Genomic DNA, 26,283 nt, shown 5'->3' with positions numbered 1-26,283 from the left:
ATGACCTCCGAGACGGATCCCACCGTGACGGCGACGACCGACCCGATGTCGGACGACCTGACGACGGACGGCCTCGACGCCTTCGCACCCGCCGAGGCGCCGGTCGCCGGCCCGGATGACGACTCCTTCGCCCTCTTCGAAGGGGACGAGGGACGTCTCGATGCCGCTCAACGTCGTGCGCTGGTCGCTCTGCTGAAGCACCGCTACGTCAGCCCCGCGCTCCAGCCTGCCGAGTGGCGGACGGTCCTCGAGTCCGAGTCGCTTCTCCGGTCCCGTCTCAACGAGCTGTTCCTGGAGCTCGAGGTGGACCGCTCGGCCGAGGTCGCCTTCAAGCGTCAGGCGGGCTCGGAGAGCGGGCGGCGTCCCTTCCCGACCCTGCTGCACGACACCAGCTACAGCCGCGAGGAGACGATCCTGCTCGTCTACCTGCGGACGCGCCTCCGGACCGAACTGGCCAACGGCGCACGAGCCGCGATCGTCGAACACGACGAGCTGCTCGGCTTCGTCGCGAGCTTCCGCCCCGAGCACGCCACCGACCGCGCCCGTGACGACGGACGCGTCGAACGCGCGATCGACAAGCTGCTGACCGCGCGGGTCCTGCTGCGGACCAAGGACGCCCGCCGCCACCGGATCGCGTCGGTGGTGGAGACGCTCCTCCCCCTCGAACGCCTCCAGGAGCTCCTGGAGTGGCTCGAAACGCAGACCACAGCGGTCGATCCGGCCTCCGAGCAGCCGCGAACCGATGCCGACGCGGACTCGGACGACGAGCCCGACGGCACCCCAGCCGAGTCGCAGGACTCCCCCAACGACCAGACCCAGCCACAAGCAGCAGAGGACGACCGATGAGCCGCTCCACGGACACCGACACCCTGCTGGACCTCGTCGAGCAGTGGCGCATCGAACGGATGCAGGTCATCAACTGGGGTGGGTTCGACGGGTACCGATCGGTCGACTTCGCCTCCCGCGCGACACTCATCTCCGGCGCTTCCGGCACCGGGAAGAGCTCGCTCATGGACGCGTACCTCGCGGTCATGATGCCGTCGGACGTGCCGTTCAACGGAGCATCCAACGACGCGGCGGTCGGACGCGCGCGGAACCCGGACCAGCGCAACCTGCTCACCTATCTCCGCGGCAAGGTCGACTCGGCCCGGGACCCGCAGACCGGGGCGATGCGCGACATCAACCTGCGCGGTACGGACCAGCTCACCTGGGGTGCCGTGGCGGTGACGTTCCTCAACGACGACGACCGTCGCTTCACCGTCGTGCGCGCCTACCTCGTCCCCCGACGCGCGCTGCGCACCGGTGACCTGTCGATGACCATGGCGACCGTCGACGGGCCGTTCGAGCTCACGGATCTCGAGGCGTTCGTGCCGAAGCGGTTCGATGCCGGTGAGCTCCAGGGTCGCATCCCCGGATTCGTCGTCCGCGACACGTACGCGGAGCTGTCCTACACGCTGCACACCCGTCTCGGCATCGGTGCCGGTGGCGACGGTGGTCGGGCGATGCGTCTGCTGGCCCGGATCCAGGCGGGCCAGCACCTGCCGACGGTCGACGGCCTGTACAAGTCGATGGTGCTGGAGCGTCCGAGCACGTACGACGCGGCCGACCGGGCGCTGTCGCACTTCGAAGCGCTCGACGAGGCGTACCTCGCGATGGAGACCGAGAGCCGCAAGGCTCGAGTGCTCGAGCGGCTCGGTGAGCTGCGTCGCGAGTACGAGGACGGGCACCGGGCGGCGGCCGACCTCGAGCGCCTCGGCTTCACCGAGGACGGTACGACACCGTTCACCGTCTGGCGCAGTCGCGCGCACGAGGCATTACTCGATGAAGCGGTCTCCCGGAACCGGCGGGAGAAGCTCGAGGCCGGAGCCACGTTGGAGGCGGCGCGGGCACGAGCCGCTGCGGCGGGTGTCCGCGTCCGTGAACTCGAGCGGCAGGTGTCGGAGCAGGGCGGGAGCGCGCTGCGGCGTGCCGAGGAACGCCGTGAGGCCGCGGAGGCGACGCACGCCGAGGTGGCACGAGCCAGGTCGCTGTTCGACGAGCGCACCGAGGTCCTCGACGATCCGATCGAGGACGAAGCCTCGTTCCGGCGTGCGCTCGGCCGCAGCGAGGACTTCCTCGCCGACGACGACACCGCGCTCGACGCCATCGAGACCGATCGCGCCCAGCTGCATCGCGAAGCGTTCCCTCTCGAGGAGCGCAACACCGAGCTCCGCCGTGAGCTGCAATCGCTTCGCGGCCGTGACGGCGCGGTCCCCGATCGACTCCACCGGGCGAGGCTCGCCCTCGCCGAGGCGGCCGGACTCGATCCCGAACAGCTGCCGTTCGTGGCCGAGCTCATCGACGTCGCTCCCGCATATGCCGCCTGGCGTCCCGCGATCGAGGTCACCCTGCACGGTCTTGCGAGGACCGTCCTCGTCGACGAGGAACACCTCGATGCGTTCGGCCGCGCGATCGACGCGGTCCGGATCCCGGTCCGCCTGCAGTTCGAAGGTGTCCCGCTGCATGAGCCGTCCTCCCCGGAAGCGGGTGACCCCGCGTTCATCTCCGGCCGCGTAACATACCGCACCTCCCCGTTCAGCACGTGGATCGAGCAGCGCGTCACCTCGGACCGGATCGACGCGCGGTGCGTGGAGTCTCCTTCGGAGCTCTCGGGCGGCGGTCGCCGCGTGACCGTGAACGGCCAGCTGCGTGACGGCCGCCGCGGCTCCCACGGCGACACGGGCGGCGCACCGATCCTCGGCTTCACCAATGAGGCGCGGATCGCGTCGATCGAGGCGGAGACGGCCGAGATCCGCGGGCGACTCGAGCTCATCGCCGGTCGACAGGCCGGCATCCAGCAGCGGCTGTCGCGTCGTGAGGCCGAGCGGGCCGCCCACCGGTACCGACTCGACACCGAGTGGGCCAGGATCGACGTCGCCGGTGCTGCGGCGCATCGTGACGCCGCCGCGGCCGAGCTGGAGCGTCTGCTCGACGCCAGTGACGTCCTGCAGGAGCTCCAGGGCTCGGTGGCGGCCGCCCAACGTGAACTCGACGCCGCCAACGCCGAGCGGTTCCCGGCCGAGGATCGTGTCAGACGCCTCGACGAAGAGCACGGGGTGCTCGTCGATCAGCAGGACGCGGCGACGACGACCATCGACCGCTTCGAGCGCTCCGAGGTGGAGGAGGTCTCCCCCGCCGACGTCGACCGGATCGAAGCCGCCCTCGCAGCGGTGGGCGGTGTGCCGTCACTCAGCGGGTTCGGCGACGCGATGAAGCGGCTCCGCGCCCGGCTCGGTGACGAGTTGTCGTCGGCCGTCCGCCAGGCGGAGCAGGCCGCGCTCGCACAGGTGCACGTGTTCGAGCAGTACCAGTCGATCTGGCACGACCCCAACCTCGGCACGACGCTCGAGTCCTACGGCGACTACCGAGCGATCCTCGACGGCATCCTCGGCACCGGTCTCCCCGAGCGCCGTCAGGAGTGGCGCCGCCGGTTGTCCCAGTGGAGCGGCGAGGACCTGGTTCCCCTCAGCAGCGCGTTCGACAGCGCCGTCGAGGAGATCGAGGACCGCCTGGTCCCGGTCAACGACATCCTGCGCGACCTGCCGTTCGGACCGGCGCACGATCGTCTGAAGATCGTCCTCCGCCGGGTGCATCGCGAGGAGGCCTCCGCCTTCCGACGTGAGCTGCGCGCCCTGTCGAGCGAGGTCACCGCGAACCTCGGCGATGACGAGTTGGAGGCCCGGTTCCAGCGGCTCCGCCGGTTCATGGAGTCGATGCGCGACACGGGTGCCGGGTCCCAGTCGACCCGCGACCAGGTGCTCGACGTGCGCCGTCACGTCGAGATCACCGCCGTGCGGTACGACACGTCTGGTCAGGATGTCAGCGTCTACTCCTCGCTCGGCGACAAGAGCGGTGGCGAGACCCAGGAGCTCGTCGCGTTCATCGTCGGTGCCGCCCTCCGCTACCAGCTCGGTGACGAGGACCGCCCGCGTCCGAGGTTCGCGCCGGTGCTGCTCGACGAGGGCTTCATCAAGGCGGACTCGGAGTTCGCCGGTCGCGCGGTGGTCGCCTGGCTGCGGCTCGGCTTCCAGCTCGTGATCGGGGCCCCACTCGACAAGGTGACGGCGCTCGAGCCCTACATGGACCGGCTCCTGTCGATCCGGAAGGATCCGGAGACCCGACACGCCTGGGTCGCCGAGATCGAGCGGTCGGCTCCGGTCGAGCCGCTCGAACGCGTCGGATAGGCAGGAGACCCGCCGACCCGCCACCATGCGCGGTGACCGATCTCTCCGGCTGCGGTGCTGAGCTAGGTTGCTGGGATGAGCGACGACGACGGTGATGGAGCTTCCGGTCAGCCGGTGCGCGCAACGGGATCGACTGAGGCGCGACCGTCGCACCAGTCGGCTCCGCGCCCGAGCGCGGTGCTCCTCGACTTCCACAACACCTTGGCGGTCGTCCGCTCGGTGGACGAGTGGATCGACGAAGCGAGCGACCTGGTCGCGGGTGGGCCTGCACCGGGGACGATCCCACGCGAGCGGATCCGAAACGTCTGGGGTGATGCCAGACGGTTGTTCCCGACTCTGGACTGGGACCTCGACCCCACCGCGCATCGGCACGCCTTCGTCTCGACTCTGAGCCACGACGACGCGATACCGATCGATGTCGCGGACGCGCTGTACGCGGTGATGCCGAACCAATGGATGTTGAACGCAGGCGCATCCGACTTCATCGCCCGAGCATCCGCGGTGGGGACGCGTCTCGGAATCGTCTCGAACATCGCGTTGGACATCCGCCCGGCGCTCGGGCGATGGGGCATCGCCGACGCGATCGACGCGGTGATCCTGTCCTACGAGGTCGGATGTGTGAAGCCCGATCCGCGGATCTTCCGGTTGGCCGCGGACGCGCTCGGCGTCGATCCGGCGGACTGCCTCATGATCGGCGACTCAGCGCACGACGATGTCGGCGGTGCCGCCTTGGGGATGCCGTGCCTGATCGTGCCCCCGGACGGGACGTGGCGAGCGTTCGCCCTGGCGAGCCCGTAGCGGACCATCGGTGTGACGTCGTGAAGCCGGAGGGCCACCGTTGCTGCACTGGGCCGGCGTCCGATGAGGCTTGACAACCTCCGAAATCGAACATATGTTCGAAATATGTCCGATCGCCCCGCTGCCCCGCCGATCCGCATCGGCGAGGCCGAGTGGATCGTGATGCGAGAGATACCCGACCGGCCGGCCGGTCTCGTGAAGTACTTCGCTCCGAGCGGCGCACCGGCCTACTTCCGCTGCGTCACCTGGGCTCCGCGTTCAGAGGACCGCCGATTGATCGGTCGGTTTGCGACGCTCGCCGAGGCGGAGCGTGCCGTGCCGGGTGGACGCCGGTCCGCTGCACCGGCCACCCCGAGCTCCGCGGACGCCTGGGAGCACGGGCAGGTGCCGTGGGACGCCGCGCCGCGACGGAGCGACCGGTACGCCTGAGCGACCGGTCGCAGGTCGGTCAGCGCCACCCGTACCGCGAACGGAGCCCAGTGGCGACCCGGGCGAAGCGATCACGCGGGACCTGAGCCGCCTCCCGCCGCATCCCGTCGGGGTGCACGCGGAAGACGCGGTCGAGGTTCGCCCAACTCGGACGGCCGGCACTGTCCCATCCGCCGGTGCCGAGCGGCACGAACTCACCGTCCTGCGAATGATCCTTGCTCGTCAGCTGCACCGCCAGCACCCAGCCTCCGGTCGAGCGCGCCACGATGAGCACCGGACGGTCCTTGCCACGTCCGTCGCGCTCCTCGTACGGCACCCAGGTCCAGACGATCTCGCCGGGATCAGGATCGCCGTCGATGGACGGGGCGTAGTCGATGGACACGGTGCCCACCGCCCGCGGATCGACCTCGACCGTCGCCGTCCGGCCTGAGCGTCCAGGTGAAGCGGCGGTGGTGGTCGGTGGCGTCGCGAGGCCGGCGGTCCGCACCGCACTGGAGGCGGCGCGGGTGGAGGGGCCCAGGAGCGCGTTCGCGACGCGGCGGATGATCGAGGTGAAGGTTGACACGCCGTCACCCTACCGTCCGCGGCTGCCACCCCAGGGAACGACGGACGGGCGCCGTCCTGGTGGACGACGCCCGTTCGGCGAATCGGTTGCGGTCGAGGTCAGTCGACGAGGGCGTACCCCTCTTCGCCGTGCACGGAGGTGTCGACGCCGGCGATCTCGTCCTCGTTCTTGACGCGGAAGCCGATCGTCTTCTCGATCGCGAAGCCGATGACGAAGGCCACGATGAAGGAGTAGATGAGGACGGCGAAGGCGGCGATGGCCTGGACCGCGAGCTGCTCGATGCCGCCGCCGACGAAGAGGCCGGTCTCGGTCGCGAAGAAGCCGAGGTACAGGGTGCCGATGAGGCCACCGACGAGGTGGATGCCCACGACGTCGAGCGAGTCGTCGAAGCCGAGCTTGAACTTCAGCTCGACGGCGATGGCGCAGACGGCGCCGGCCACGATGCCGAGGAGCAGCGCCCAACCCGGAGTCAGGTTCGCGCACGCCGGGGTGATGGCGACGAGACCCGCGACGGCACCGGAGGCGGCGCCCACCGAGGTCGCCTTGCCGTCCTTGAACTTCTCGACGACGATCCAGCCGATGATGGCGGCCGCGGTGGCCCCGACGGTGTTGACGACGATGAGTCCGACGTTCGCGAGCTCGTTCAGCCACTCGGCGCCGGCGTTGAAGCCGAACCAGCCGAACCACAGGATGGCGGCTCCGAGGAGGGTGAGCGGCACGTTGTGCGGCTTCGTGATGCCCTTCTGGAAACCGATGCGCTTTCCGAGGACCAGGGCGAGGGCGAGGGCTGCGGCTCCGGCGTTGATGTGCACCGCGGTTCCACCCGCGTAGTCGATGACGCCGATGCCTGCATCCTCACCGAAGAGCGTGGTGCCGAGGTTCATGATCCAGCCGCCGCCCCAGACCCATGCGGCGATCGGGAAGTACGCGATGGTCGCGAAAAGGCCGGCGAAGATCATCCAGGAGCCGAACTTCGCGCGGTCGGCGATGGCGCCGGAGATCAGCGCGATCGTGATGATCGCGAAGGTGGCGCCATAGGTCGCTCCCACGAGGTCGGTGTTCGCGGTCTCGCCGCTCGCGAGTGCGGTCATCCCGAAGTCGGAGAACGGGTTGCCCGCGAACTCCAGCGGGCTGCCGACGGCCGACATGTTGAAGCCGTAGAGGATCCACAGCACGCTGATGAGGCCCAGTGCGCCGAAGCTCATCATCATCATGCTGACGACGCTCTTCGCCTTCACGAGGCCGCCGTAGAAGAATGCGACGCCGGGGGTCATGAACAGCACCAGAGCGGTTGCCGTGACTCCCCAAGCGATACTGCCTGTATCCATTGGATCTTCCTCACACATCGTGGTCTTGCAACGGGTGCCCGAGATGGTGAGGACTGGCTGAGCTCGGCCTCGCCGTCCGACTCGGTACAGCGACCAGTCTGGGGAACGGAGGTTTCCGCACGACTGTCAGCGTGTTTCCGACGTGTTACGCGAGTGCCGCTCAGGTAAACAGCGTGTTTCGTGACCAGGTGGGGCCGATCAGTCCATCGAGGTGAGGGCGATCATGCGCGACATCGCGCGCAGGTACTTCTTGCGGTATCCACCGTTGAGCATGTCGCCACCGAACACCTCGTCGAGGGCCGTGCCGGTCGTGACCACGGGGATCTGTGCGTCGTACACCCGGTCGATGAACGCGACGAGCCGGAGCGCCTGGCCCTGGTCGGTCAACTCGTGGACGTCGCGGAGCGCGATCAGGTCGACGCCGTCGAGCAGTCCGATGAATCGTGAGGGGTGGACGGCGGCGAGGTGGGTGATGAGACCGTCGAAGGTGTCGACCGTGACGTCACGGTCGGCGGCCGCCGCCTCCGCGGTGCGGGCGTCGAACCGCTCCTCGGGGCTCACCACGGCGTGTCCCTCGATGCTGCGGCGGCGGTAGTCGGTGCCGTCGATGCGGAGGGTCTCGAAGTTGGCGCTCATGGCCTGGATCTCGCGGAGGAAGTCGGCTGCGGCGAAGCGGCCCTCCCCCAGGGCGTTCGGCGGCGTGTTGGAGGTCGCCGCGATCCTCGTCCCGGTCGCGACGAGTTCCCCGAGCAGTCGGGTCATGACCATCGTGTCGCCCGGGTCGTCGAGCTCGAACTCGTCGATGCAGATGAGCGTCGCGCCCGTCAGCTGCGCGACCGCCGCCGCGTAGCCGAGCGCACCGACGAGGGCCGTGTACTCGATGAAGGTGCCGAAGTACTTCTTCCGACCGGGAGCGTCGTGCCAGAGCGCGGCCAGGAGGTGGGTCTTGCCGACGCCGAAGCCACCGTCCAGGTAGATGCCCGGCTTGGCCGCCGGCGCCTTGGACTTCCGCCGGCCGAAGAAGCCGCCGCCGCCACCGGCCTGAGGCGCGAAGAAGCCGCGGAGCTTCTCGACCGCGGCCGCCTGGCCCGGGAAGTCGGGATCCGGACGGTACGAGTCGAAGCTCGCCTGCTCGAACTGCCGGGGCGGCGTCAGGCTCGCGACGATCTCGGCGCCACTGACCGTGGGGACACGGTCGGTGAGGCTGCGGAATCCGGTCGGGACGGAAGGCGTGGTCACGGCAAACCTCTGGCTCTGCATGGGTGCTGGGTTACGGCGTCTGACGCATCGGTGCGGTTCGGTGGTGCGGACGGCGTACTGTCGAAGGGACAGGCTTCCAGCCTAGATGCACGACACCCGAGCCCCACCGCAGCCAGCTGCACGACCGGAGGTACCCATGACCGTCGACGCCGATTCGACCTCGACCAAGTTCACCGCCTACGCCCACCCCGAGCGCCTCGTCACGGCGGAGTGGCTTGAAGCGCACCTGGGTGAACCCGGTCTCGTCGTCGTCGAGTCCGATGAGGACGTCCTCCTCTACGAGACCGGCCACATCCCCGGCTCGGTGAAGGTCGACTGGCACACCGACCTCAACGACCCGGTCGAGCGCGACTACATCGACGGAGCCGCGTTCGCCGCGCTGCTCGGGTCCAAGGGGATCTCGCGAGACGACACCGTCGTCATCTACGGCGACAAGAACAACTGGTGGGCCGCCTACGCCCTGTGGGTCTTCAGCCTCTTCGGACACGAGGACGTCCGGCTGCTCGACGGTGGACGCGACAAGTGGATCGCGGACGGCCGGGCGATCACCCGCGAAGCCACGGAGCGCGACGCCGTCGAGTACCCCGTGGTGGAGCGCGACGACACGGCCCTCCGCGCCTACAAGGACGACGTGCTCGCCCACCTCGGCAAGCCGCTCATCGACGTCCGCTCCCCCGAGGAGTACAGCGGTGAACGCACCACGGCGCCCGCCTACCCCGAAGAGGGTGCGCTCCGCGCCGGTCACATCCCGAGTGCACAGAGCGTCCCGTGGGGTAAGGCGGTCGCCGAGGACGGCACCTTCCGGCCGGCCGAGGAGCTGGACGCGATCTACCGCGACGGCGCGGGCCTCGCCGAGGGCGACGAGGTGATCGCCTACTGCCGCATCGGCGAGCGGTCGAGCCACACGTGGTTCGTCCTGCAGCACCTGCTCGGGTTCGACAACGTCCGCAACTACGACGGGTCCTGGACGGAATGGGGCAGCGCCGTGCGCGTGCCGATCGTGCAGGGCGCCGAGCCAGGCGACGCACCGACGCGCTGAGCTCGTCCACCCACCGCCCTCCCGCACGGCTTCACTGTGCGGGAGGGCGGTCCGCTGTTCCCGGCTGCGATACTGGAGTGACCATGACCGATTCCCTCCTCGCCCCGAACCTCGCCGAGATCCGAGATGAGTTCCTCGCCATCGAGGAACGCTCACGGCTGCAGCTGCTCCTCGAATTCAGCGACGAGCTGCCGGACCTCCCGGAGCGCTACCGCGACCACCCCGATCTCATGGAGCGGGTGCTCGAGTGCCAGGCACCCGTGTTCTTCTTCGTCGAGGTCGACGAGGACGGCATCGTGCACCTCTTCGCCACGGCTCCCGAGGAAGCGCCCACCACTCGCGGGTTCGCGAGCATCCTCGTCCAGGGGCTCGCCGGACTCACCGTCGACGAGGTCCTCGCCGTCCCCGACGACTTCCCACAGATGATCGGACTCTCCCGGGCGGTGTCGCCACTGCGACTGCGTGGGATGTCGGCGCTGCTCGGCCGGACGAAGCGCCGCCTCCGCGAACTCGCCTGAGTCGTCGGCCCGTCGGTCAGTGCCCGGGCGGTAGCGGCACGAGCTCGTCGAGCCAGTCCGAGACCGCGGCGGTCCAACGCTCCGGGTCGTAGTTCCAGAGCTTCGTGTGACGTGCGACGGTGAACGGGACGAACGTCACGATGTCCGGTCGTGCGAGGGCGAGCGCCCGCGACGGCCCTGCCGGCACGTAACCGTCGTCGTCACTGTGCATCAGCAGGATCGGCAAGGCGAGGTCGGCGGCGTTGGCGACGTAGTCGAGCCGACCGAGATCGATGCTCGTCGCCTGCCCGGTCAGGAGGCGTCCCCACCGGCGGCTGATGGCGAGCAGGGCGACCCGACCGACCACGCTCGGGATCCGGTTCTCGCGGGCCTGGTGCTGCAGGACGTCCACCCAGTCGATGACCGGCGAATCGAGCGCCACGGCGCGGAGGAGTTCGGGGTGCGTCGTCCGCCGTGACGCCTGGAGCACGATCGCTCCGCCCATGGACCAGCCCATGAGTACGACGTCGGCGGCGCCCTGTTCACGAACCCAACCGATGGCGGCGTCCACGTCGCGCCACTCCTCGTCGCCGAGCGCGTAGCGGAAGTCCAGTGCGGGCGGAGCGTCGCCGTCGTTGCGGTAGGAGACGAGCAGGCATGAGTACCCGGCGTTGCGGAAGCTCGGCACCGCTCGGAGCGCTTCGGATCGCGTGGTCCCCCGGCCGTGCACCAGGACGGCCCAGCGGGTGGACGGCCCGTCCTCCGGGTGGATCGCCCACGCCGGCGCCGGCCCGAGCGGGGTCGGGACGAGCACGTCCTCGTGGGCGAGGCCCAGTTCCTCCGGGCGGCGGAAGAACCACCCGCTGAACTCGGCCTCCTGGCCGACGCGGAGTGCGTCGACGTCGCCGCCGAGGAGCGTCCGGACCACGGTGTGCTGCCGCACCTCGAGGATGTCGCCCAGCTGCACGTAGGCGGCCCGTCTCGTCACCCAGCTGCCGTAGCGGCCGGGGACGATCGTGTCCGGGGACGCGACGAGTTCGACCGTCCCGCCGGCACGGTCCAACCCGACGATGCGAGCCTCACTCGGGCGGTCCCGAGCCGGGACCACCACCTTGCGGGCGATGGTCGCGACGACGGCGAGTCCGAGGGCGCCGACAGCGGCAGCGGCTCCACCGGCGATGACGATCGCATCCGTCGCCGAACCCCGCCGTCGGATGCCGGTGCTCGCCGCTCCTCGACCGCCTGCCTGCGACCCGGGTCCGCGTCTCCGCCCGGCGTGCCTCTGCCCATTCATCGGGATGTAACTCTAGTCTTCACTCGTGGTAGAGAGTCCGACGACGGCAAAGGTTCCCGAAGAGTTCGCCCGAGCGATGGACGCTGTTCGCGCTGCAGCCGTCCGGCCCGATCTGAGAGTCACGGAGATCCCCGCGCCGAGCAATCTCGCGCCGTTCGCCATCGCCCTCGCGGCCGACGTTTCGCCGAGTCGCCACGATGCCGACTCCGACCTCGGTACGGGGCGGTTCGTCCTCCTCTACGACCCGGACGGCTCTGACGCCTGGGGTGGACGCTTCCGCGTCGTCTGCTTCGCCCAGGCCCCCCTGGAGACCGAGATCGGACTCGACCCGTTCCTTGCCGAGGTCGCCTGGTCCTGGCTCGTGGACGCCCTCGACACCCGCGGCGCCTCCTACCAGGCAGCGTCCGGTACCGCGACGAAGATCATCTCGAGTGGTTTCGGGGAGCTCGCCCGGCAGGGCGACGGCGCACAGATCGAGCTTCGAGCGTCGTGGACACCGCTGGAGAGCGACGTCGCGGCGCACGTGGAAGGATGGGGAGAGCTGCTGTGCATGCTCGCCGGCTTGCCTCCGACCACCGAAGGGGTCTCCCTGTTGTCCGTCAAACGAGCTCACCGTGAGTGACGCGGCGCCCGAATCAGCACCGCTCCTCCCGCCGCCCGCGCCCACCGCACCACGGGTCGTCACCGACACCCGCGAGGCCTACCTCGCCTCCCTCGAGGTGCTCGCGGCGGGTCACGGACCGTTCGCGCTCGACGCCGAACGGGCGTCGGGCTACCGCTACTCGCAGCGGGCCTACTTGATCCAGGTCTACCGTCGCGGTGCCGGGGTCTTCCTCTACGACCCGCCCGCCATCGGCTCCATGGCCGAACTCGGTGCCCTGATCCAGGGCGAGCGGTCGATCCTGCACGCGGCCAGCCAGGACCTCGCATGTCTCCGCGAAGTGGGCATCGACCCGAGCGAGCTCTTCGACACCGAGCTGGGTGCCCGTCTGCTGGGGCTGCCGCGTGTCGGGCTCGGCGCCGTGGTCGAAGAACTGTTGGGCATCCATCTGGCGAAGGAGCACTCCGCCGCCGACTGGTCGACCCGCCCGCTCCCCGCCTCCTGGCTCGAGTACGCGGCGCTCGACGTCGAGCTGCTCGTCGACGCCGCAGAGGAACTGGCAGCCCGCATCGAGGATGCCGGGAAGAGCGACATCGCGCGGCAGGAGTTCCAGGCCACGCTCGCCCGGGAGGCCAAGGCACCCCGCGCCGAGCCCTGGCGCCGCCTCTCCGGACTCCATGCCGTGCGCGGACAACGCAACCTCGCCGTCGCTCGCGAGCTCTGGGTCGCGCGTGACGAACTCGCGCAGCGCCGCGACACCGCCCCCGGGCGGCTCATCCCCGACGCCTCGATCACCGCGGCCGCGAAGGCCAACCCCAGCTCGAAGCGCGACCTCGCAGCGCTCTCGGACTTCCGTGGGCGCGCGAGCCGCACCGAACTGGACCTCTGGTGGAACGCGATCCACACCGGCCAGACCACCGAGGACCTCCCCGGTGCCCGACCAGCGAGCGACACGCTGCCACCCCCGCGCAGCTGGTCCGACAAGAATCCGGACGCGCACGCCAGGTACACCGCGGCACGGACGAAGATCCTCGCGACGGCGGAGTTCCTGACGATGCCGGTCGAGAACCTGCTCACGCCGGAGACGCTGCGCCGACTGGCCTGGACGCCGCCCGAACCACTCACCGTCGAGACGGTCGCTGCAGCACTCGCCGAGCACGAGGCACGCCCCTGGCAGATCGACGCGACCGCCCGGGCGATCACCGACGCCTTTGTCGAGTCGGCCCAATCCCCGGTGGAGCCTGACCCGGACGCTTCGTAGGAAGCGCTGCACCCGGGTGTCCACCCGTGTCTGCCGCCTAGGATCGGGGCGTACCCCGAGAATGAGGAGGCAACGTGGCCGAACAAGCCGACGTCGTATTCGTTGATGGAGTCCGGACACCGTTCGGACGAGCCGGCGAAAAGGGCATGTACTGGAACACCCGGGCTGACGACCTGATCGTCAAGGCGATCATCGGACTGCTCGAACGTCATCCCGGTCTGCCGCTCGACCGCATCGACGAGGTCGCCATCGCGGCGACGACCCAGCAGGGCGACCAGGGGCTCACGCTCGGCAGGACCGCCGCGCTGCTCGCCGGCCTACCGAAATCCGTACCCGGATTCGCGATCGACCGCATGTGCGCCGGAGCGATGACCTCCGTCACGACGCTCGGCAGCGGCATCGCATTCGGTGCCTACGACCTCGTCCTCGCCGGTGGCGTCGAGCACATGGGACGTCACCCCATGGGGCTGGACGCCGACCCGAACCCACGGTTCCTCGCCGAGCGCCTCGTCAGCGAGGACGCGCTGAACATGGGCAAGACGGCCGAGCGCATCCACGACCGGTTCCCGCAGCTCACGAAGGAACGCTCCGACCGCTTCGGCATGCGTAGTCAGCAAAAAGTCGCGGCCGCCTACGAAGCCGGACGGATCCAGCCCGACCTCGTCCCGGTCGCGCTCCGGAGCGACAGCGGATGGGGACTCGCCACCGGCGACGAAGGGCTCCGTCCCGAGACCACGATGGAGGGGCTCGCCGGACTGAATACGCCGTTCCGGCCCCACGGCCGTGTCACCGCAGGCAACGCCTCGCCGCTGACCGACGGCGCCACGGTGAGTCTGCTCGCCAGTGCCTCGACGGCGAAGGAACTCGGCCTCACGCCGAAGATGCGCCTCGTCAGCTTCGCGTTCGCGGGCGTCGAGCCCGAGATCATGGGCATCGGTCCCGTGCCGTCCACGGAGAAGGCTCTGCGGAAGGCCGGTCTGTCGATCGAGGACATCGGTCTGTTCGAACTGAACGAGGCCTTCGCCGTGCAGGTGCTCTCCTTCCTCGACCACTTCGGCATCGACGACGAGGACCCGCGGGTGAACCCGTGGGGAGGCGCGATCGCGGTCGGGCACCCGCTCGCGGCATCCGGCGTCCGACTCATGATCCAGCTCGCGGCGCAGTTCGCCGAGCACCCCGAGGTGCGCTACGGCCTCACGGCGATGTGCGTCGGCCTCGGCCAGGGCGGCACCGTGATCTGGGAGAACCCGTACTTCACCGGCAAGAAGGGACGCAAGTAGATGACCGACTACACGACCATCGACTTCTCGGAGCTCGTCGCGATCAGCGGCGACGACGAGGTCGTGACGCGCTCCTTCGTCAAGGACGTCACCGTGGCGAGCGGACGCACGATCGCGCTCATCACCCTCGACAACGGACGCGACCACACGAGGCCGAACACGCTCGGCCCGGTCACGCTGCTCGAGCTCGACGGCGTCCTCGAGGCGCAACGGACCCGTGCCGCATCCGGCGAGATCGACGGTGTCGCCATCACGGGCAAGCCGTTCATCCTGGCGGCCGGCGCCGACCTGAGCAAGGTCGGCGACATCCCCTCCCGTGAGGTCGCGACCAAGCTCGCGCAGCTCGGCCACCATGTCTTCGGCAAGCTCGAGGACCTCGGCGTTCCGACCTTCGTCTTCATCAACGGACTCGCGCTCGGTGGCGGACTCGAGATCGGCCTCAACGCGAACTACCGGACCGTCGACGCCTCGGCGCCCGCGATCGCGCTCCCCGAGGTGTTCCTCGGACTCATCCCGGGCTGGGGCGGCGCCTACCTGCTCCCGAACCTGATCGGCATCGAGAACGCACTCAACGTCGTCATCTCGAACCCGCTCAAGAACAACCGGATGCTCAAGGCGCAGGACGCGCTCGCCTACGGCATCGCGGACGTCATGTTCCCGTCCGCCAACTTCCTCGAGGACTCGTTGCGCTGGGCCGACGGGGTGCTCGGTGGCACGGTGACCGTGCAGCGCAAGAACGTGCCGGGCAAAGTGGAGCGGACGATCAAGTGGCCGCTCGCCATCAGCACCGCCCGCAAGATGCTCGAGAGCAAGATCGGCACGGTCGCGAAGTCGCCCTACGCGGCCCTCGACCTGCTCGAGGCCGCCCGCAGCGGCACGAAGGCACAGGGGTTCGAGCGAGAGGACCGGGCGCTGTCCGAGCTCATCGTCGGCGACCAGTTCCAGGCGAGCATGTACGCGTTCGCCCTCGTGCAGAAGCGCGCCAAGCGCCCGGCAGGAGCGCCCGACAAGCAGCTCGCCCGGCGGGTCACGAAGGTCGGCATCATCGGTGCCGGGCTCATGGCGAGCCAGTTCGCACTGCTCTTCCTCCGGCGACTCCAGGTGCCGGTGGTCATCACCGACCTCGACCAGGGCCACGTCGACGCCGGCGTCGCCCGGATCCACGGCGAGATCGACACGCTCCGCGGGAAGGGCCGCATCTCCCCCGACGAGTCGAACCGCCTGAAGGCGCTCCTGTCCGGAACCACGGACAAGGCCGACTTCGCGGACTGCGACTGGGTCATCGAGGCCGTCTTCGAAGAGGTCGGCGTCAAGCAGAGCGTGTTCGCCGAGGTGGAGCAGTACGTCTCGGAGCAGACGGTCCTCGCGACGAACACCTCCTCGCTCTCCGTCGAGGAGATCGGGGCGAAGCTCGCGCACCCCGAGCGGCTCGTCGGCTTCCACTTCTTCAACCCGGTCGCCGTCATGCCGTTGCTTGAGGTCGTCCGCACACCCCAGACGGACGACGAGACGCTCGCGACGGCCTTCGCCACCGCGGCGAAGCTGAAGAAGAGCGCCATCCTCACCGCCGACGCTCCCGGCTTCATCGTCAACCGACTCCTGGCGAAGGTCATGGGTGAGGCGGCGCACGCCCTGGACGCCGGCACCCCGCTGCTGACGGTCGAACGTGCCTTCGCGCCCATCGGCCTGCCGATGACGCCCTTCCAGCTCATCGACCTCGTCGGTTGGAAGGTCGCCGCGCACGTGCAGGACACGATGGTCGGGAAGTTCCCCGACCGGTTCTTCGCGTCGGAGAACCTCCACCGGCTCGCCGGCCTGGACTCGGTCGTCGAGAAGGACAAGGGCGGCAAGGTGACCGGCTTCACGAAGCAGGCTCAGAAGGTACTCGTCACGGGCGACAGCCCGCTCAGCGAGGACGAGATCCTGCGACGGGTCGAGGACGGCCTCGCTTCGGAGATCAAGCTCATGTTGGACGAGGGCGTCGTCTCAGCCGCCCAGGACATCGACCTCGGGCTCATCCTCGGTGCGGGTTGGCCGTTCCAGGACGGCGGAGCGACGCCGTACCTGGACCGCGTCGGTGCGAGCGAGCGTGCCTTCGGCGAGACCTTCCACCACCCGCCCATCCGGGGCGTCCAGGCGTAGTCCGCGCGGTGTCGCGAGAGCGGGGTGTCCTCCACCATCGGTGGACGGCACCCCGCTCTCGTGGTCGAGCCTCGAGCGACGCCAGCCCTCAGCGCATGCCGGAGCTCAGCGGTTGACGGTGCTCATGTCCGGATACCGGTCACCGGCAGGGAGACGGAGTGCGTCGAGTCGAGCGAGCGCGTCGGCCGACAGGGAGAGCTCGTCGGCGCCGAGGTTCTCCTCGAGGTACGGGATCCGCTTCGTGCCGGGGATCGGTGCGATGTCGTCACCCTGGGCCAGCAACCAGGCGAGCGCCACCTGGGCCGGTGTCGCATCGAGCGACGCGGCGATCCGGTCGACCTCCTCGACGATCGCGATGTTCGCAGCGAGGTTGTCCCCCGTGAAGCGCGGGTTGGCGCGACGGAAGTCGGTCTCGTCGAGCACGTCGAGCGATCGGATCGTGCCGGTGAGGAACCCACGACCGAGCGGCGAGTACGGGACGAAACCGATGCCCAACTCACGGACGGTCGGCAGGATCTCCGCCTCGGGGTCGCGGCTCCAGAGCGAGTACTCCGTCTGCAGAGCCGTGATCGGGTGCACGGCGTGCGCACGCCGGATCGTGTCCGGAGCCGCCTCCGACAGACCGATGTACCGGATCTTGCCCTCGGTGACGAGCTCCGAGAGGGCACCCACCGTCTCCTCGATGGGCACGCCCGGATCCACGCGGTGGAGGTAGTAGAGGTCCACGACGTCGGTCCCGAGCCGGCGCAGCGATCCCTCGATCGACAGGCGCACGTTCGTGGCGCTGCCATCGGCGCCGAACTGTCCGTCACTGGAATTGCGGATCGTCCCGAACTTGGTCGCGAGGGTCACCTCGTCCCGGCGTGACCCGAGTGCAGCTCCGAGCAGTTCCTCGTTGAGGTAGGGACCGTACATCTCAGCGGTGTCGAAGAAGGTGACGCCGAGGTCCAGGGCACGGTGGATCGTCGCGGTCGACGCCGCATCGTCGAGGGCGGCACCGGTGTAGAACGCCGACATCCCCATGCAGCCGAGGCCGATCCGGGCGATGTCTGGTCCCGCTGTGCCGAGTGTGATGTGCTTCATCGTGTTGCCACCTGTTCTGTGTAGAGTTCGATCTTGCGATCGATGACCTCCAGCGACTGCTGCATCTCCTCGAGGCGGGCCAGGAACGAGATCCGATGCCGCAGCAGCAGCTCGAGCCTCGCCTCGGCGGTGTCGTCACCGCGCTGAGCCAACACCGTGTACTCGCGGAGCGTCGCGATCGGCATGCCCGTCGACCGGAGCCTCGTCAGGAACACGACCCAGGACACGTCGCCCTCGCTGTAGCGGCGGTGCGTCGATGAGCTGCGGCCGATCGGACGTGGCATGAGCCCTGCGCGCTCGTAGTACCGGAGCGTGTGGACGCTCAGTCCGGTCTGTTCGGCGACGTCGGAGATGGCGTAGCCCTCGTGGAGAGTGGTCATGTCCACACGATACGACTTCGAGTGCACTCGAAGTCAAGCGCGCCACAGCCCGCGGTCAGGCGCCGTGCGGCCTCGTCGTGCTCCGCTCCGAAGACGTGTCCTGCTCGACGCGGTCGTCAGGCAGTGGGCGGGCCACGGGGATCCGGCTGCCGAGGACCTGTGCCACGACATCGCGGGCGATCTGCTGCGCCGTGAGGCCCGCATCCTCGAGGATCTGCTCGCGGGACGCGTGGTCGATGAACTCGTCCGGCACGCCGAGCTCGTCGACGGCCGTGTCGACGCCGGCCTCGCGGAGGGTCTGCCTGATGCGGGTGCCGATGCCTCCGACGCGGATGCCGTCCTCGAGGGTGATCACGAGCCGGTGTGCCGCGGCGAGCTCGACGAGCGATTCGGCGACGGGGACCACCCAGCGGGGGTCGACGACGGTCGCGCCGATGCCCTGCCGGGCGAGTCGGTCCGCCACGTCGATCGCGATGGGCGCCATCGGGCCGACGGCGACGATGAGGACGTCCGGCTGCTCGGTCGTCCGGAGGACGTCGACACCGTCGTGGAGACGCTCGACGGCCGGGAGCTCGGCGGGGGCGCTGCCCTTCGGGAACCGGATGACGGTCGGGGCGTCGTTGATCGACACGGCTTCGCGCAGTTCCTCGCGCAGCCGCTCGCCATCACGCGGTGCCGCGATCCGGATACCCGGGACGACCTGCAGGATCGCGAGGTCCCAGATGCCGTGGTGGCTCGGTCCGTCGGGGCCGGTCACTCCGGCGCGGTCGAGGACGACCGTGACCCCCGCACGGTGCAGCGCGACGTCCATGAGCAGTTGGTCGAAGGCACGGTTCACGAACGTCGCGTACACGGCCACCACCGGGTGCAGTCCACCGAAGGCGAGCCCGGCCGCCGAGGTGAAGGCGTGCTGCTCGGCGATACCGACGTCGTGCACGCGCTCGGGGAAGCGTTCGGCGAAGGCGTGGAGCCCGACCGGTCGCAGCATGGCGGCCGTGATGGCCACGACGCGGTCGTCGGCCTCGGCCACCGCGAGCATCTCCTCGCTGAACACGGCCGTCCAGGACGGGCGGGCGGCCGCCCCGACGGGCTCCCCGGTCTCGGGGTCGATCACCCCGACGGCATGGAACTGATCGGCGTCGTCGTCCCGTGCCGGCTGGAACCCACGACCCTTCTCGGTGATCGCGTGGACGATCACCGGTGCGCCGTAGTGCTTCGCCTGGGTCAGGGCCTCCTCCATCGCGTGGATGTCGTGTCCGTCGACCGGCCCGATGTACTTGATGTCGAGGTTGGAGTAGAGCGCCTCGTTGTTCGTGAGGCGGGACAGGAACCCGTGGGCACCTCCGCGGACGCCCCGATAGAGCGCGCGTCCCGGACCGCCGAGGAGGTTGAAGGCCCGCTGGCTGCGCTCGCGCAGGTCGCGATAGCTCCGGCGGGTCCGCACACCGCTCAGGAACCGCGCCATACCGCCGATGGTCGGCGCGTAGGACCGGCCGTTGTCGTTGACGATGATGACGAGCCGGCGGGTGTTGTCATCGCTGATGTTGTTGAGCGCCTCCCACGTCATGCCGCCCGTCAGCGCGCCGTCGCCGACGACCGCCACCACATGGCGCTCGTCCTGCCCGGTCATCTGGAAGGCGCGGGAGATACCGTCCGCCCAGCTGAGCGAGCTCGACGCGTGCGAGCTCTCGACGATGTCGTGCTCGGATTCGGAACGCTGCGGGTAGCCGGCGAGGCCGCCCCGGGTCCGGAGCCCGGAGAACTCCTGACGGCCGGTCAGGAGTTTGTGGACGTAGGACTGGTGACCGGTGTCGAACACCATCGGGTCCGTTGGGGAGTCGAACACCCGGTGCATCGCGATCGTGAGCTCGACGACGCCGAGGTTCGGACCGAGGTGTCCGCCCGTCTTCGAGACGTTCGCGATGAGGAAGGCGCGGATGTCGCCGGCGAGTTCGACGAGTTCCGCCTCGGAGAGGCCGTCGAGGTCCCGGGGTCCGTTCACCTGATCGAGCACTGTCACGCTGTCGTCCCTCCACCGTGGGCCGTCCGATCGCTCGGAGCCCGTCTTTCGAGTGTACGCGTCGTGGGCGGAGTGGGCGGCGAACGCAGCAGGCCGGCCCCGACGGTTGCTGTCGGGACCGGCCTGGTGGTAGAGCCTCGTCGTCAGACGAGGCTGCGGAGCACGTACTGCAGGATGCCGCCGTTGCGGTAGTAGTCGGCTTCACCTGGCGTGTCGATGCGGACGACCGCGTCGAACTCGACCGGCTCCTTGCCGGGAGCCGAGTGCTCGCTCGGGACGGCGGTCACGCGGACCGTCTTCGGCGTCGTGCCGTTGTTGAGCTCCTCGAGACCGGCGATCGACACGATCTCCGTGCCGTCGAGTCCGAGGGAGGCCCAGCTCTCGCCTTCCGGGAACTGCAGCGGGACGACGCCCATGCCGATGAGGTTCGAGCGGTGGATGCGCTCGAAGCTCTCGGTGATGACCGCCTTGACACCGAGGAGGCTCGTGCCCTTGGCCGCCCAGTCGCGGGAGGAACCGGAGCCGTACTCCTTGCCACCGAAGATGACGAGGGGCGTGCCCTCGGCCTGGTAGTTCTGCGACGCGTCGTAGATGAACGACTGCGGTGCATCGGCCTGCGTGAAGTCGCGGGTGTAGCCGCCCTCAACGCCGTCGAGCAGCTGGTTCTTCAGTCGGATGTTCGCGAACGTGCCGCGGATCATGACCTCGTGGTTGCCGCGGCGCGAGCCGTAGGAGTTGTAGTCCTTCCGACCGACGCCGTGCTCGTCGAGGTACCGGCCTGCGGGCGAGTCGGCCTTGATGTTGCCGGCCGGGCTGATGTGGTCGGTCGTGACCGAGTCGCCGAGCTTCGCGAGGACGCGGGCACCGACGATGTCGGAGACGGGGGTCGTCTCCATGGTCATGCCGTCGAAGTACGGGGGCTTCCGCACGTACGTCGACTGCTCGTCCCACTCGAAGGTCGAGCCCTCGGGGGTCTGGAGCGAACGCCAGCGCTCGTCGCCGTCGAAGACGCCGCTGTACTCGTGGTCGAACATCTCCTTGTTGATGGAGGTGTCGATCGTGTCCTGGACCTCTGCCGCGTCGGGCCAGATGTCCTTCAGGAAGATGTCGTTGCCGTCGGCGTCGACACCCAGCGCGTCGACCTCGAAGTCGAAGTTCATCGACCCTGCGAGGGCGTACGCGATGACGAGCGGCGGGCTCGCCAGGTAGTTCATCTTGACGTCTGGGTTGATCCGGCCCTCGAAGTTGCGGTTGCCCGAGAGGACGGCGGTGACGGCGAGGTCGTTGTCCTGGACGGCGGTCGAGATCTCGTCGAGCAGCGGACCGGAGTTGCCGATGCAGGTCGTGCAGCCGTAGCCGACCGTGTAGAAGCCGAGGTCTTCGAGGTACTCGGTGAGACCGGCCTTCGCGTAGTAGTCGGTGACGACCTTGGAACCCGGAGCGAGCGTGGTCTTGACCCACGGCTTCGCCTTCAGGCCCTTCTTGCTGGCGTTCCGGGCCAGGAGGCCTGCGGCCAGCATGACCGACGGGTTCGAGGTGTTGGTGCACGAGGTGATCGCGGCGATCGCGACGGCACCGTGGTCGAGGGTGAAGTCGACCCCGTTCTCCTCGAGGGTGACCTGGGTGGGCTTCGAGAGGGACGCCGGAGCGTGGCTGCGGTGCGTGTGGTGGTGGTGGTTGTTCTCGTCCTCGTCCTGCGGCGTGGTGCCGGCCGGGTCGGAGGCGGGGAAGGAACCGGCGCCGACGAGGTCGACGATGTCGTGCTCGACCGTGGCGTAGTCGACGAGGTCGCGCTCGAACTGAGCCTTCGCGTCCGTCAGCTCGATGCGGTCCTGCGGACGCTTCGGGCCGGCGATCGACGGGACGACGGTGGCGAGGTCGAGTTCGAGGTACTCGCTGAAGACCGGCTCCTGGTCGGCGTCGTGCCACAGCTTCTGGGTCTTGGCGTAGGCCTCGACCAGCGCGATCTGCTCGTCGCTGCGACCGGTGAGGCGCAGGTAGTCGAGCGTGACGTCGTCGATCGGGAACATGGCGGCCGTCGAGCCGAACTCGGGGCTCATGTTGCCGATGGTGGCGCGGTTCGCGAGCGGCACCTCGGCGACGCCTGCTCCGTAGAACTCGACGAACTTGCCGACGACGCCGTGCTTGCGGAGCATCTGGGTGATGGTGAGGACGACGTCCGTCGCGGTGACGCCCGTCGGGATGGAGCCGTTCAGCTTGAAGCCGACGACCTTCGGGATGAGCATCGACACGGGCTGGCCGAGCATGGCAGCCTCAGCCTCGATACCGCCGACGCCCCAGCCGAGCACGCCCAGGCCGTTGACCATGGTCGTGTGCGAGTCGGTGCCGACACAGGTGTCGGGGTAGGCGCGCAGGACGCCGCCGACCTCGCGCGTCATGGTGACGCGGGCGAGGTACTCGATGTTGACCTGGTGCACGATGCCGGTTCCCGGCGGGACGACCTTGAAGTCGTCGAACGCCGTCTGGCCCCAGCGGAGGAACTGGTACCGCTCGCCGTTCCGCTCGTACTCGAGCTCGACGTTGCGCTCGAGCGCGTTCTCACTGCCGAAGAGATCGGCGATGACCGAGTGGTCGATGACCATCTCGGCCGGGGCGAGCGGGTTGATCTTGTCGGCGGAGCCGCCGAGTGCCTCGACCGCTTCGCGCATGGTGGCGAGGTCGACGATGCACGGCACGCCGGTGAAGTCCTGCATGACGACGCGAGCCGGGGTGAACTGGATCTCGGTGTCGGGGTCCGCGGTCGGAACCCAGTCGCCGATCGCGCGGATGTGCGCCTCGGTGATGTTGGCACCGTCCTCGGTGCGCAGCAGGTTCTCGAGGAGCACCTTGAGGCTGAACGGCAGCTTCTCGTGACCCTCCACCGTGTCGATGCGATAGATCTCGTAGTCGGTCGTCCCGACAGTCAGGGTGTCTTTCGCCCCGAAGCTGTTCACGGTGGACATATCGTCTTCTCCTTCGTTGGCGGCGGCGAGTGCTCACTCACGTGCGTTCCGACCAATCTTGCTGCTGGCGGGTGCTCCGCGGCTAGCAAGGCTTGCCTAACTACAGGCTGGGGCGCGTCGTGTCATCTCGGCATCGCTCATCTATCTTGATGTCGAGACAATTCTAGCATCGAGGATCGGGTCCTCCCGACATGACGAGAGCCCGGCCCGAGACACGCTGACGCGTCGGGCCGGGCTCTCGGCGGATCACTCGGTGGATGCCTGCGGAGCCTTCGGGAACACGGCGCGGACGACGAGCCAGCTGAGGACGAGCAGTGGCGCGTAGAGCGGGATGCCCATGAGGAGCCGGAGTGTGCCGAGGAGTTCGACGTTCCCACTGAAGTAGAGGGGCAGCTGCACGAGGAGTCGTGCGGCGAACATGGCAACCCACACCAGCGTCAGCCACCGCATGGCGCGTCGTTGTCCGGGGTGGGAGCGCCAGCTCGTGCCGCTGCCCATGAGGTAGCCGGCCACGAGTCCGACGACGGGCCATCCGACGAGCACCGAGACGAGGAGGGCCACGGCATAGGCGCCGTTGGTCCAGAACCCGACGACGTAGAAGTCCTCAGCGCGCCCGGACAGCAGAGCCAGAGCCGCTGAGAGTGCGATGCCGAGGAGGCCGCCGACGGCCTGCGTGACCGGCTGCCGTTGCACGAGGCGTGCCACGGAGAAGAGGACCCCGAGGGCGACCGGAGCGATGATCGACGGGAGCAGGTCGAGGGTCAGCGTGTAGACGACGAGGAACAGGAGTCCGGGCAGGATCGCCTCGACGATGCCGCGCACGCCGCCCATGGCGAGCAGCAGTGCCTTGCCGGTGGGGGCATCGCCCTCGGCCATCGCGCCCAGACCGGACTTGCGTGCGGCGGCACCGAACGCCGCGGACATCGATTCACCGAGCCGCTGCCGATCCGCATCACCCGTGGCATCAGGGGAACCCGACGCGTCACGGCGCTCGACCGGGTCGACTCCGCGGGGCTCCGGTTCTCGTGCGTCCGTCATCGACTACGCGCTCGTGGCCGTCGGCATACGCAGCGGGATGAGGTCGCGTGGCGGCATGGGCGAGTTGCCCCGGACGACGACGAGGCTGCGGAAGAGGTCGTCCACGAGCGCGGCGGCGTCCGGCTTCGACGCACCCTCCCCCGCGACGACGCCACGGAGGAACCAGCGCGGACCATCGACGCCGATGAAGCGTGCCAGGTGGGTCGCATCGGTGCCTGCGGCGCCACCGGTCGGCACCTCGGCGACGAGCTCCGGGCCGAACTCGCCCTCGCGCTCGGTCACGGTGCCACCCTGCTGGGCGATCTGCTCGGCGATCTGCGAGCGGGTCTCGTTCCACAGACCGGTCGACCGCGGGGCGGCGAACGGCTGGACCTGCAGGGTGGAACCGGCGTAGTCGAGGCCGACCGCGACGACGCGCTTCGTCGCCTCCTCCACCTCGAGGCGGAGGTTCAGCCCTTCCCGAGGCAGCACCTTGACGCCACCGAGGTCGATGTAGGGACGGACGGGGTTCGCCTCGCTCTCGTCGAACGGGCCGGCGGTCTCACGGTCCTCAGGTGCGGACTTCGCGTCGTCGGGCAGCTCCGCGTCGAGGTCGAGGTCTGGGAGGTCTTCGAGTTCGCTCATGCGAGGGTTCCTGTCTGCGCGGCACCGTCGGTGCTGATGGTTGGGTCGGTGGCGGCCGGTGTCGTGGAGAGCGAGCCGACGCCGGTCGAACCGAAGCCTCCGGCTCCTCGTGCACTGCCTGGCAATCGCTCCACCGGGATGAAGTTGGCGCGGGACACCGGCATCACGATGAGCTGGGCGATGCGGTCGCCCGGCTCGACGGTGAAGGAGGCGTGACGGTCGGTGTTGAGGAGCGTGACCTTGATCTCGCCGCGATACCCGGCGTCGACCGTACCCGGCGAGTTGACGACGGTGATGCCGTGTTTCGCCGCGAGACCGCTTCGTGGGACGACGAACGCGGCATGGCCGTCGGGCAGGGCGATCGAGACGCCGGTGCCGACGAGGGCGCGCTCACCCGGTTCGAGCACGACGTGCTCGGCGGACACGAGATCCGCACCCGCATCGCCGGGGTGTGCATAGCCGGGCAGATCCGGCGCGATAATGAGTACGTCAACGCTTTCGGTCACGAATCGAGGGTAGTGCAGTTCTCTGAGACAAGGCAGACATGCAGCCGTACCGTGAAACCCTCTGGCCCAGCCCCTGGGTCATCATCGCCCTCGCCCTCGTGGTGCCGGCGACCATGCTCGTCCTCGCGCCCGTTTCGCTCGCGGCGGGGATCGTCGGGGCGGTGGTGCTGTACGGCGGGTGCCTTGCGCTGGCGTTCGGGACGGCGCCGAGGATCCAGGTCTCCGAGTCGAGCCTGTCGGTCGGGAAGGCGTCGATCCCGCTCGGGTTCATCGGTGAGGTCGTGGTGTACACCGGGACCGACGCGACCGCTCAGCTCCGCACCAAGCTCGATGCACGCGCCTGGCTCATGATCCGCGGGTGGGTGCACAGCCTCGTGAAGGTGGAGATCGTCGACCCCGCCGACCCGACGCCGTACTGGCTGCTGTCGTCCCGTCGGCCGCAGGCCCTGGCGGATGCGATCGCCGCGGCACGCACGCACGCCTGAGGCGGCCACCGCTCGAAGCCGCAACGACAGAACCCCTCCGGATCGTGATCCGGAGGGGTGCTGTGTGCCGCTCGCGCGGCGGTGCTGTCAGGCTGCGCACTCCGCGCAGATCGGGCCGAACTTGCCCTCGTGGTCGAGCTGCGAGCGGTGCTTCACGAGGAAGCACTCCATGCAGGTGAACTCGTCCGCCTGAGGCGGGAGCACGACGACGTCGAGGTCGAGGTCGGAGAGGTCGGATCCACCCAGGTTGTAGTCACCCGGGTTGTCAGCGTCTTCGGAGTCGACGACTCCGGACAGCTTGTCTGGAACGCGCTCCTTCAGGGCCTCGATCGACTCGGAATCGTCGTCGGTCTTGCGGGGAGCGTCGTAATCAGTTGCCATGCCTATCCACTTCTCGATGCCGTCGGAACAAAATCGGCGGGCACAGTTTGCATCAGTTCCGCATGAATTGCAAACCGTGTTCGGGA

23 protein-coding genes are annotated in these 26,283 nt (G+C 69.0%); 11 read left to right on the top strand and 12 right to left on the bottom strand.

All coding sequences use genetic code 11. The annotated features are described in order from the left end of the window. The 4 genes from ITJ66_RS10950 to ITJ66_RS10935 all read left to right on the top strand — a co-directional run bounded on the left by ITJ66_RS10950 (window position 1) and on the right by ITJ66_RS10935 (window position 5,450). A complete protein-coding gene (locus tag ITJ66_RS10950; protein WP_194644592.1) occupies window positions 1-846 on the top strand; it encodes a DUF4194 domain-containing protein in 846 nt (281 codons plus the stop codon). Beyond that, complete coding sequence (locus ITJ66_RS10945; protein ID WP_194644591.1) at window positions 843-4,223, top strand: ATP-binding protein; 3,381 nt, start codon at window positions 843-845, stop codon at window positions 4,221-4,223. Before ITJ66_RS10950 ends, ITJ66_RS10945 begins: the two co-directional genes overlap by 4 nt. Before the next feature lie 75 nt (window positions 4,224-4,298). Next, window positions 4,299-5,021, top strand: a complete 723-nt coding sequence (locus tag ITJ66_RS10940) for an HAD family hydrolase (protein WP_194644590.1) — start codon at window positions 4,299-4,301, stop codon at window positions 5,019-5,021. Between the two features lie 105 nt (window positions 5,022-5,126). Then, complete coding sequence (locus ITJ66_RS10935; RefSeq protein WP_191941086.1) at window positions 5,127-5,450, top strand: hypothetical protein; 324 nt, start codon at window positions 5,127-5,129, stop codon at window positions 5,448-5,450. A gap of 19 nt (window positions 5,451-5,469) precedes the next feature. Here ITJ66_RS10935 and ITJ66_RS10930 read toward each other — a convergent pair whose 3' ends face one another. The 3 genes from ITJ66_RS10930 to zapE form a co-directional block, all read right to left on the bottom strand. After that, a complete protein-coding gene (locus ITJ66_RS10930) occupies window positions 5,470-6,015 on the bottom strand; it encodes a type II toxin-antitoxin system PemK/MazF family toxin (protein ID WP_240043863.1) in 546 nt (181 codons plus the stop codon). A 98-nt stretch (window positions 6,016-6,113) separates the two neighbouring features. Then, the gene (locus tag ITJ66_RS10925) at window positions 6,114-7,343 is read right to left on the bottom strand and encodes an ammonium transporter (protein ID WP_085510852.1); all 1,230 of its coding nucleotides are present in this window, start codon (window positions 7,341-7,343) and stop codon (window positions 6,114-6,116) included. 198 nt (window positions 7,344-7,541) lie between these two features. After that, the gene (gene zapE / locus ITJ66_RS10920; protein ID WP_194644589.1) at window positions 7,542-8,603 is read right to left on the bottom strand and encodes a cell division protein ZapE; all 1,062 of its coding nucleotides are present in this window, start codon (window positions 8,601-8,603) and stop codon (window positions 7,542-7,544) included. Window positions 8,604-8,739: 136 nt separating this feature from the next. On the opposite strand from zapE, the gene ITJ66_RS10915 reads away from it, so the two are divergent. Together ITJ66_RS10915 and ITJ66_RS10910 are read left to right on the top strand one after the other, a co-directional pair. After that, a complete protein-coding gene (locus tag ITJ66_RS10915; RefSeq protein ID WP_192017969.1) occupies window positions 8,740-9,642 on the top strand; it encodes a sulfurtransferase in 903 nt (300 codons plus the stop codon). Window positions 9,643-9,725: 83 nt separating this feature from the next. Further along, complete coding sequence (locus tag ITJ66_RS10910) at window positions 9,726-10,160, top strand: SufE family protein (RefSeq protein WP_191941084.1); 435 nt, start codon at window positions 9,726-9,728, stop codon at window positions 10,158-10,160. 16 nt (window positions 10,161-10,176) lie between these two features. Here the strand turns inward: ITJ66_RS10910 and ITJ66_RS10905 are convergent, their stop codons facing one another. Continuing rightward, window positions 10,177-11,433, bottom strand: coding sequence for a S9 family peptidase (locus ITJ66_RS10905; RefSeq protein ID WP_079705892.1), 1,257 nt, complete (start codon window positions 11,431-11,433; stop codon window positions 10,177-10,179). Window positions 11,434-11,509: 76 nt separating this feature from the next. On the opposite strand from ITJ66_RS10905, the gene ITJ66_RS10900 reads away from it, so the two are divergent. The 4 genes from ITJ66_RS10900 (at window position 11,510) to ITJ66_RS10885 (ending at window position 16,717) form a co-directional block, all read left to right on the top strand. After that, window positions 11,510-12,055: a DUF3000 domain-containing protein gene (locus tag ITJ66_RS10900; protein ID WP_228501575.1), complete on the top strand. Its 546-nt coding sequence runs from the start codon at window positions 11,510-11,512 to the stop codon at window positions 12,053-12,055. Then, window positions 12,048-13,295, top strand: a complete 1,248-nt coding sequence (locus tag ITJ66_RS10895) for an HRDC domain-containing protein (RefSeq protein WP_192017970.1) — start codon at window positions 12,048-12,050, stop codon at window positions 13,293-13,295. Before ITJ66_RS10900 ends, ITJ66_RS10895 begins: the two co-directional genes overlap by 8 nt. Before the next feature lie 74 nt (window positions 13,296-13,369). Next, window positions 13,370-14,575 carry a thiolase family protein gene (locus tag ITJ66_RS10890; RefSeq protein ID WP_194644587.1) on the top strand — a complete coding sequence of 402 codons (1,206 nt, stop codon included), beginning with the start codon at window positions 13,370-13,372 and terminating at the stop codon, window positions 14,573-14,575. After that, the gene (locus ITJ66_RS10885; protein WP_194644586.1) at window positions 14,576-16,717 is read left to right on the top strand and encodes a 3-hydroxyacyl-CoA dehydrogenase NAD-binding domain-containing protein; all 2,142 of its coding nucleotides are present in this window, start codon (window positions 14,576-14,578) and stop codon (window positions 16,715-16,717) included. A gap of 105 nt (window positions 16,718-16,822) precedes the next feature. Here ITJ66_RS10885 and ITJ66_RS10880 read toward each other — a convergent pair whose 3' ends face one another. From ITJ66_RS10880 to dut, 7 genes are all read right to left on the bottom strand, one after another. Next, window positions 16,823-17,800: an aldo/keto reductase gene (locus ITJ66_RS10880; RefSeq protein WP_194644585.1), complete on the bottom strand. Its 978-nt coding sequence runs from the start codon at window positions 17,798-17,800 to the stop codon at window positions 16,823-16,825. Further along, window positions 17,797-18,180, bottom strand: coding sequence for a MerR family transcriptional regulator (locus ITJ66_RS10875; RefSeq protein WP_191941081.1), 384 nt, complete (start codon window positions 18,178-18,180; stop codon window positions 17,797-17,799). Before ITJ66_RS10875 ends, ITJ66_RS10880 begins: the two co-directional genes overlap by 4 nt. 55 nt (window positions 18,181-18,235) lie before the next feature. Next, window positions 18,236-20,200 carry a 1-deoxy-D-xylulose-5-phosphate synthase gene (dxs, locus tag ITJ66_RS10870; RefSeq protein ID WP_194644584.1) on the bottom strand — a complete coding sequence of 655 codons (1,965 nt, stop codon included), beginning with the start codon at window positions 20,198-20,200 and terminating at the stop codon, window positions 18,236-18,238. 143 nt (window positions 20,201-20,343) lie between these two features. After that, complete coding sequence (locus ITJ66_RS10865; protein WP_194644583.1) at window positions 20,344-23,163, bottom strand: aconitate hydratase; 2,820 nt, start codon at window positions 23,161-23,163, stop codon at window positions 20,344-20,346. A 246-nt stretch (window positions 23,164-23,409) separates the two neighbouring features. Then, a complete protein-coding gene (locus ITJ66_RS10860) occupies window positions 23,410-24,201 on the bottom strand; it encodes a DUF3159 domain-containing protein (RefSeq protein ID WP_228501571.1) in 792 nt (263 codons plus the stop codon). Between the two features lie 3 nt (window positions 24,202-24,204). Continuing rightward, on the bottom strand, window positions 24,205-24,825 hold the full coding sequence (locus ITJ66_RS10855; RefSeq protein WP_086473327.1) for a DUF3710 domain-containing protein: 621 nt from the start codon (window positions 24,823-24,825) through the stop codon (window positions 24,205-24,207). Beyond that, window positions 24,822-25,331: a dUTP diphosphatase gene (gene dut, locus ITJ66_RS10850; RefSeq protein WP_137241710.1), complete on the bottom strand. Its 510-nt coding sequence runs from the start codon at window positions 25,329-25,331 to the stop codon at window positions 24,822-24,824. The genes ITJ66_RS10855 and dut overlap by 4 nt, the downstream gene beginning before the upstream one ends. A gap of 38 nt (window positions 25,332-25,369) precedes the next feature. Here dut and ITJ66_RS10845 point away from each other — a divergent pair, with 38 nt between their 5' ends. Beyond that, complete coding sequence (locus ITJ66_RS10845) at window positions 25,370-25,816, top strand: DUF3093 domain-containing protein (protein WP_079705884.1); 447 nt, start codon at window positions 25,370-25,372, stop codon at window positions 25,814-25,816. Between the two features lie 87 nt (window positions 25,817-25,903). Here ITJ66_RS10845 and ITJ66_RS10840 read toward each other — a convergent pair whose 3' ends face one another. Then, window positions 25,904-26,197, bottom strand: coding sequence for a DUF4193 domain-containing protein (locus tag ITJ66_RS10840; protein ID WP_056005937.1), 294 nt, complete (start codon window positions 26,195-26,197; stop codon window positions 25,904-25,906). Between the last annotated feature and the right edge of the window lie 86 nt (window positions 26,198-26,283).

It is taken from the genome of Plantibacter sp. VKM Ac-2885, from assembly GCF_015351205.1.
GTDB lineage: Bacteria > Actinomycetota > Actinomycetes > Actinomycetales > Microbacteriaceae > Plantibacter > Plantibacter auratus.
This window is presented reverse-complemented; position numbering and strand designations above follow the sequence as displayed.

What these genes read in the sequence shown, in the direction of transcription:
- ITJ66_RS10905 (WP_079705892.1), bottom strand. Translation starts at nt 11,433, where the DNA reads ATGAATGGGCAGAGGCACGCCGGGCGGAGACGCGGACCCGGGTCGCAG.
- ITJ66_RS10915 (WP_192017969.1), top strand. Translation starts at nt 8,740, where the DNA reads ATGACCGTCGACGCCGATTCGACCTCGACCAAGTTCACCGCCTACGCC.
- ITJ66_RS10865 (WP_194644583.1), bottom strand. Translation starts at nt 23,163, where the DNA reads ATGTCCACCGTGAACAGCTTCGGGGCGAAAGACACCCTGACTGTCGGG.
- ITJ66_RS10885 (WP_194644586.1), top strand. Translation starts at nt 14,576, where the DNA reads ATGACCGACTACACGACCATCGACTTCTCGGAGCTCGTCGCGATCAGC.
- ITJ66_RS10925 (WP_085510852.1), bottom strand. Translation starts at nt 7,343, where the DNA reads ATGGATACAGGCAGTATCGCTTGGGGAGTCACGGCAACCGCTCTGGTG.
- ITJ66_RS10860 (WP_228501571.1), bottom strand. Translation starts at nt 24,201, where the DNA reads ATGACGGACGCACGAGAACCGGAGCCCCGCGGAGTCGACCCGGTCGAG.
- ITJ66_RS10910 (WP_191941084.1), top strand. Translation starts at nt 9,726, where the DNA reads ATGACCGATTCCCTCCTCGCCCCGAACCTCGCCGAGATCCGAGATGAG.
- ITJ66_RS10935 (WP_191941086.1), top strand. Translation starts at nt 5,127, where the DNA reads ATGTCCGATCGCCCCGCTGCCCCGCCGATCCGCATCGGCGAGGCCGAG.
- ITJ66_RS10880 (WP_194644585.1), bottom strand. Translation starts at nt 17,800, where the DNA reads ATGAAGCACATCACACTCGGCACAGCGGGACCAGACATCGCCCGGATC.
- ITJ66_RS10840 (WP_056005937.1), bottom strand. Translation starts at nt 26,197, where the DNA reads ATGGCAACTGATTACGACGCTCCCCGCAAGACCGACGACGATTCCGAG.
- ITJ66_RS10845 (WP_079705884.1), top strand. Translation starts at nt 25,370, where the DNA reads ATGCAGCCGTACCGTGAAACCCTCTGGCCCAGCCCCTGGGTCATCATC.
- ITJ66_RS10950 (WP_194644592.1), top strand. Translation starts at nt 1, where the DNA reads ATGACCTCCGAGACGGATCCCACCGTGACGGCGACGACCGACCCGATG.
- ITJ66_RS10875 (WP_191941081.1), bottom strand. Translation starts at nt 18,180, where the DNA reads ATGACCACTCTCCACGAGGGCTACGCCATCTCCGACGTCGCCGAACAG.
- zapE (WP_194644589.1), bottom strand. Translation starts at nt 8,603, where the DNA reads ATGCAGAGCCAGAGGTTTGCCGTGACCACGCCTTCCGTCCCGACCGGA.
- ITJ66_RS10945 (WP_194644591.1), top strand. Translation starts at nt 843, where the DNA reads ATGAGCCGCTCCACGGACACCGACACCCTGCTGGACCTCGTCGAGCAG.
- ITJ66_RS10940 (WP_194644590.1), top strand. Translation starts at nt 4,299, where the DNA reads ATGAGCGACGACGACGGTGATGGAGCTTCCGGTCAGCCGGTGCGCGCA.
- ITJ66_RS10855 (WP_086473327.1), bottom strand. Translation starts at nt 24,825, where the DNA reads ATGAGCGAACTCGAAGACCTCCCAGACCTCGACCTCGACGCGGAGCTG.
- ITJ66_RS10900 (WP_228501575.1), top strand. Translation starts at nt 11,510, where the DNA reads ATGGACGCTGTTCGCGCTGCAGCCGTCCGGCCCGATCTGAGAGTCACG.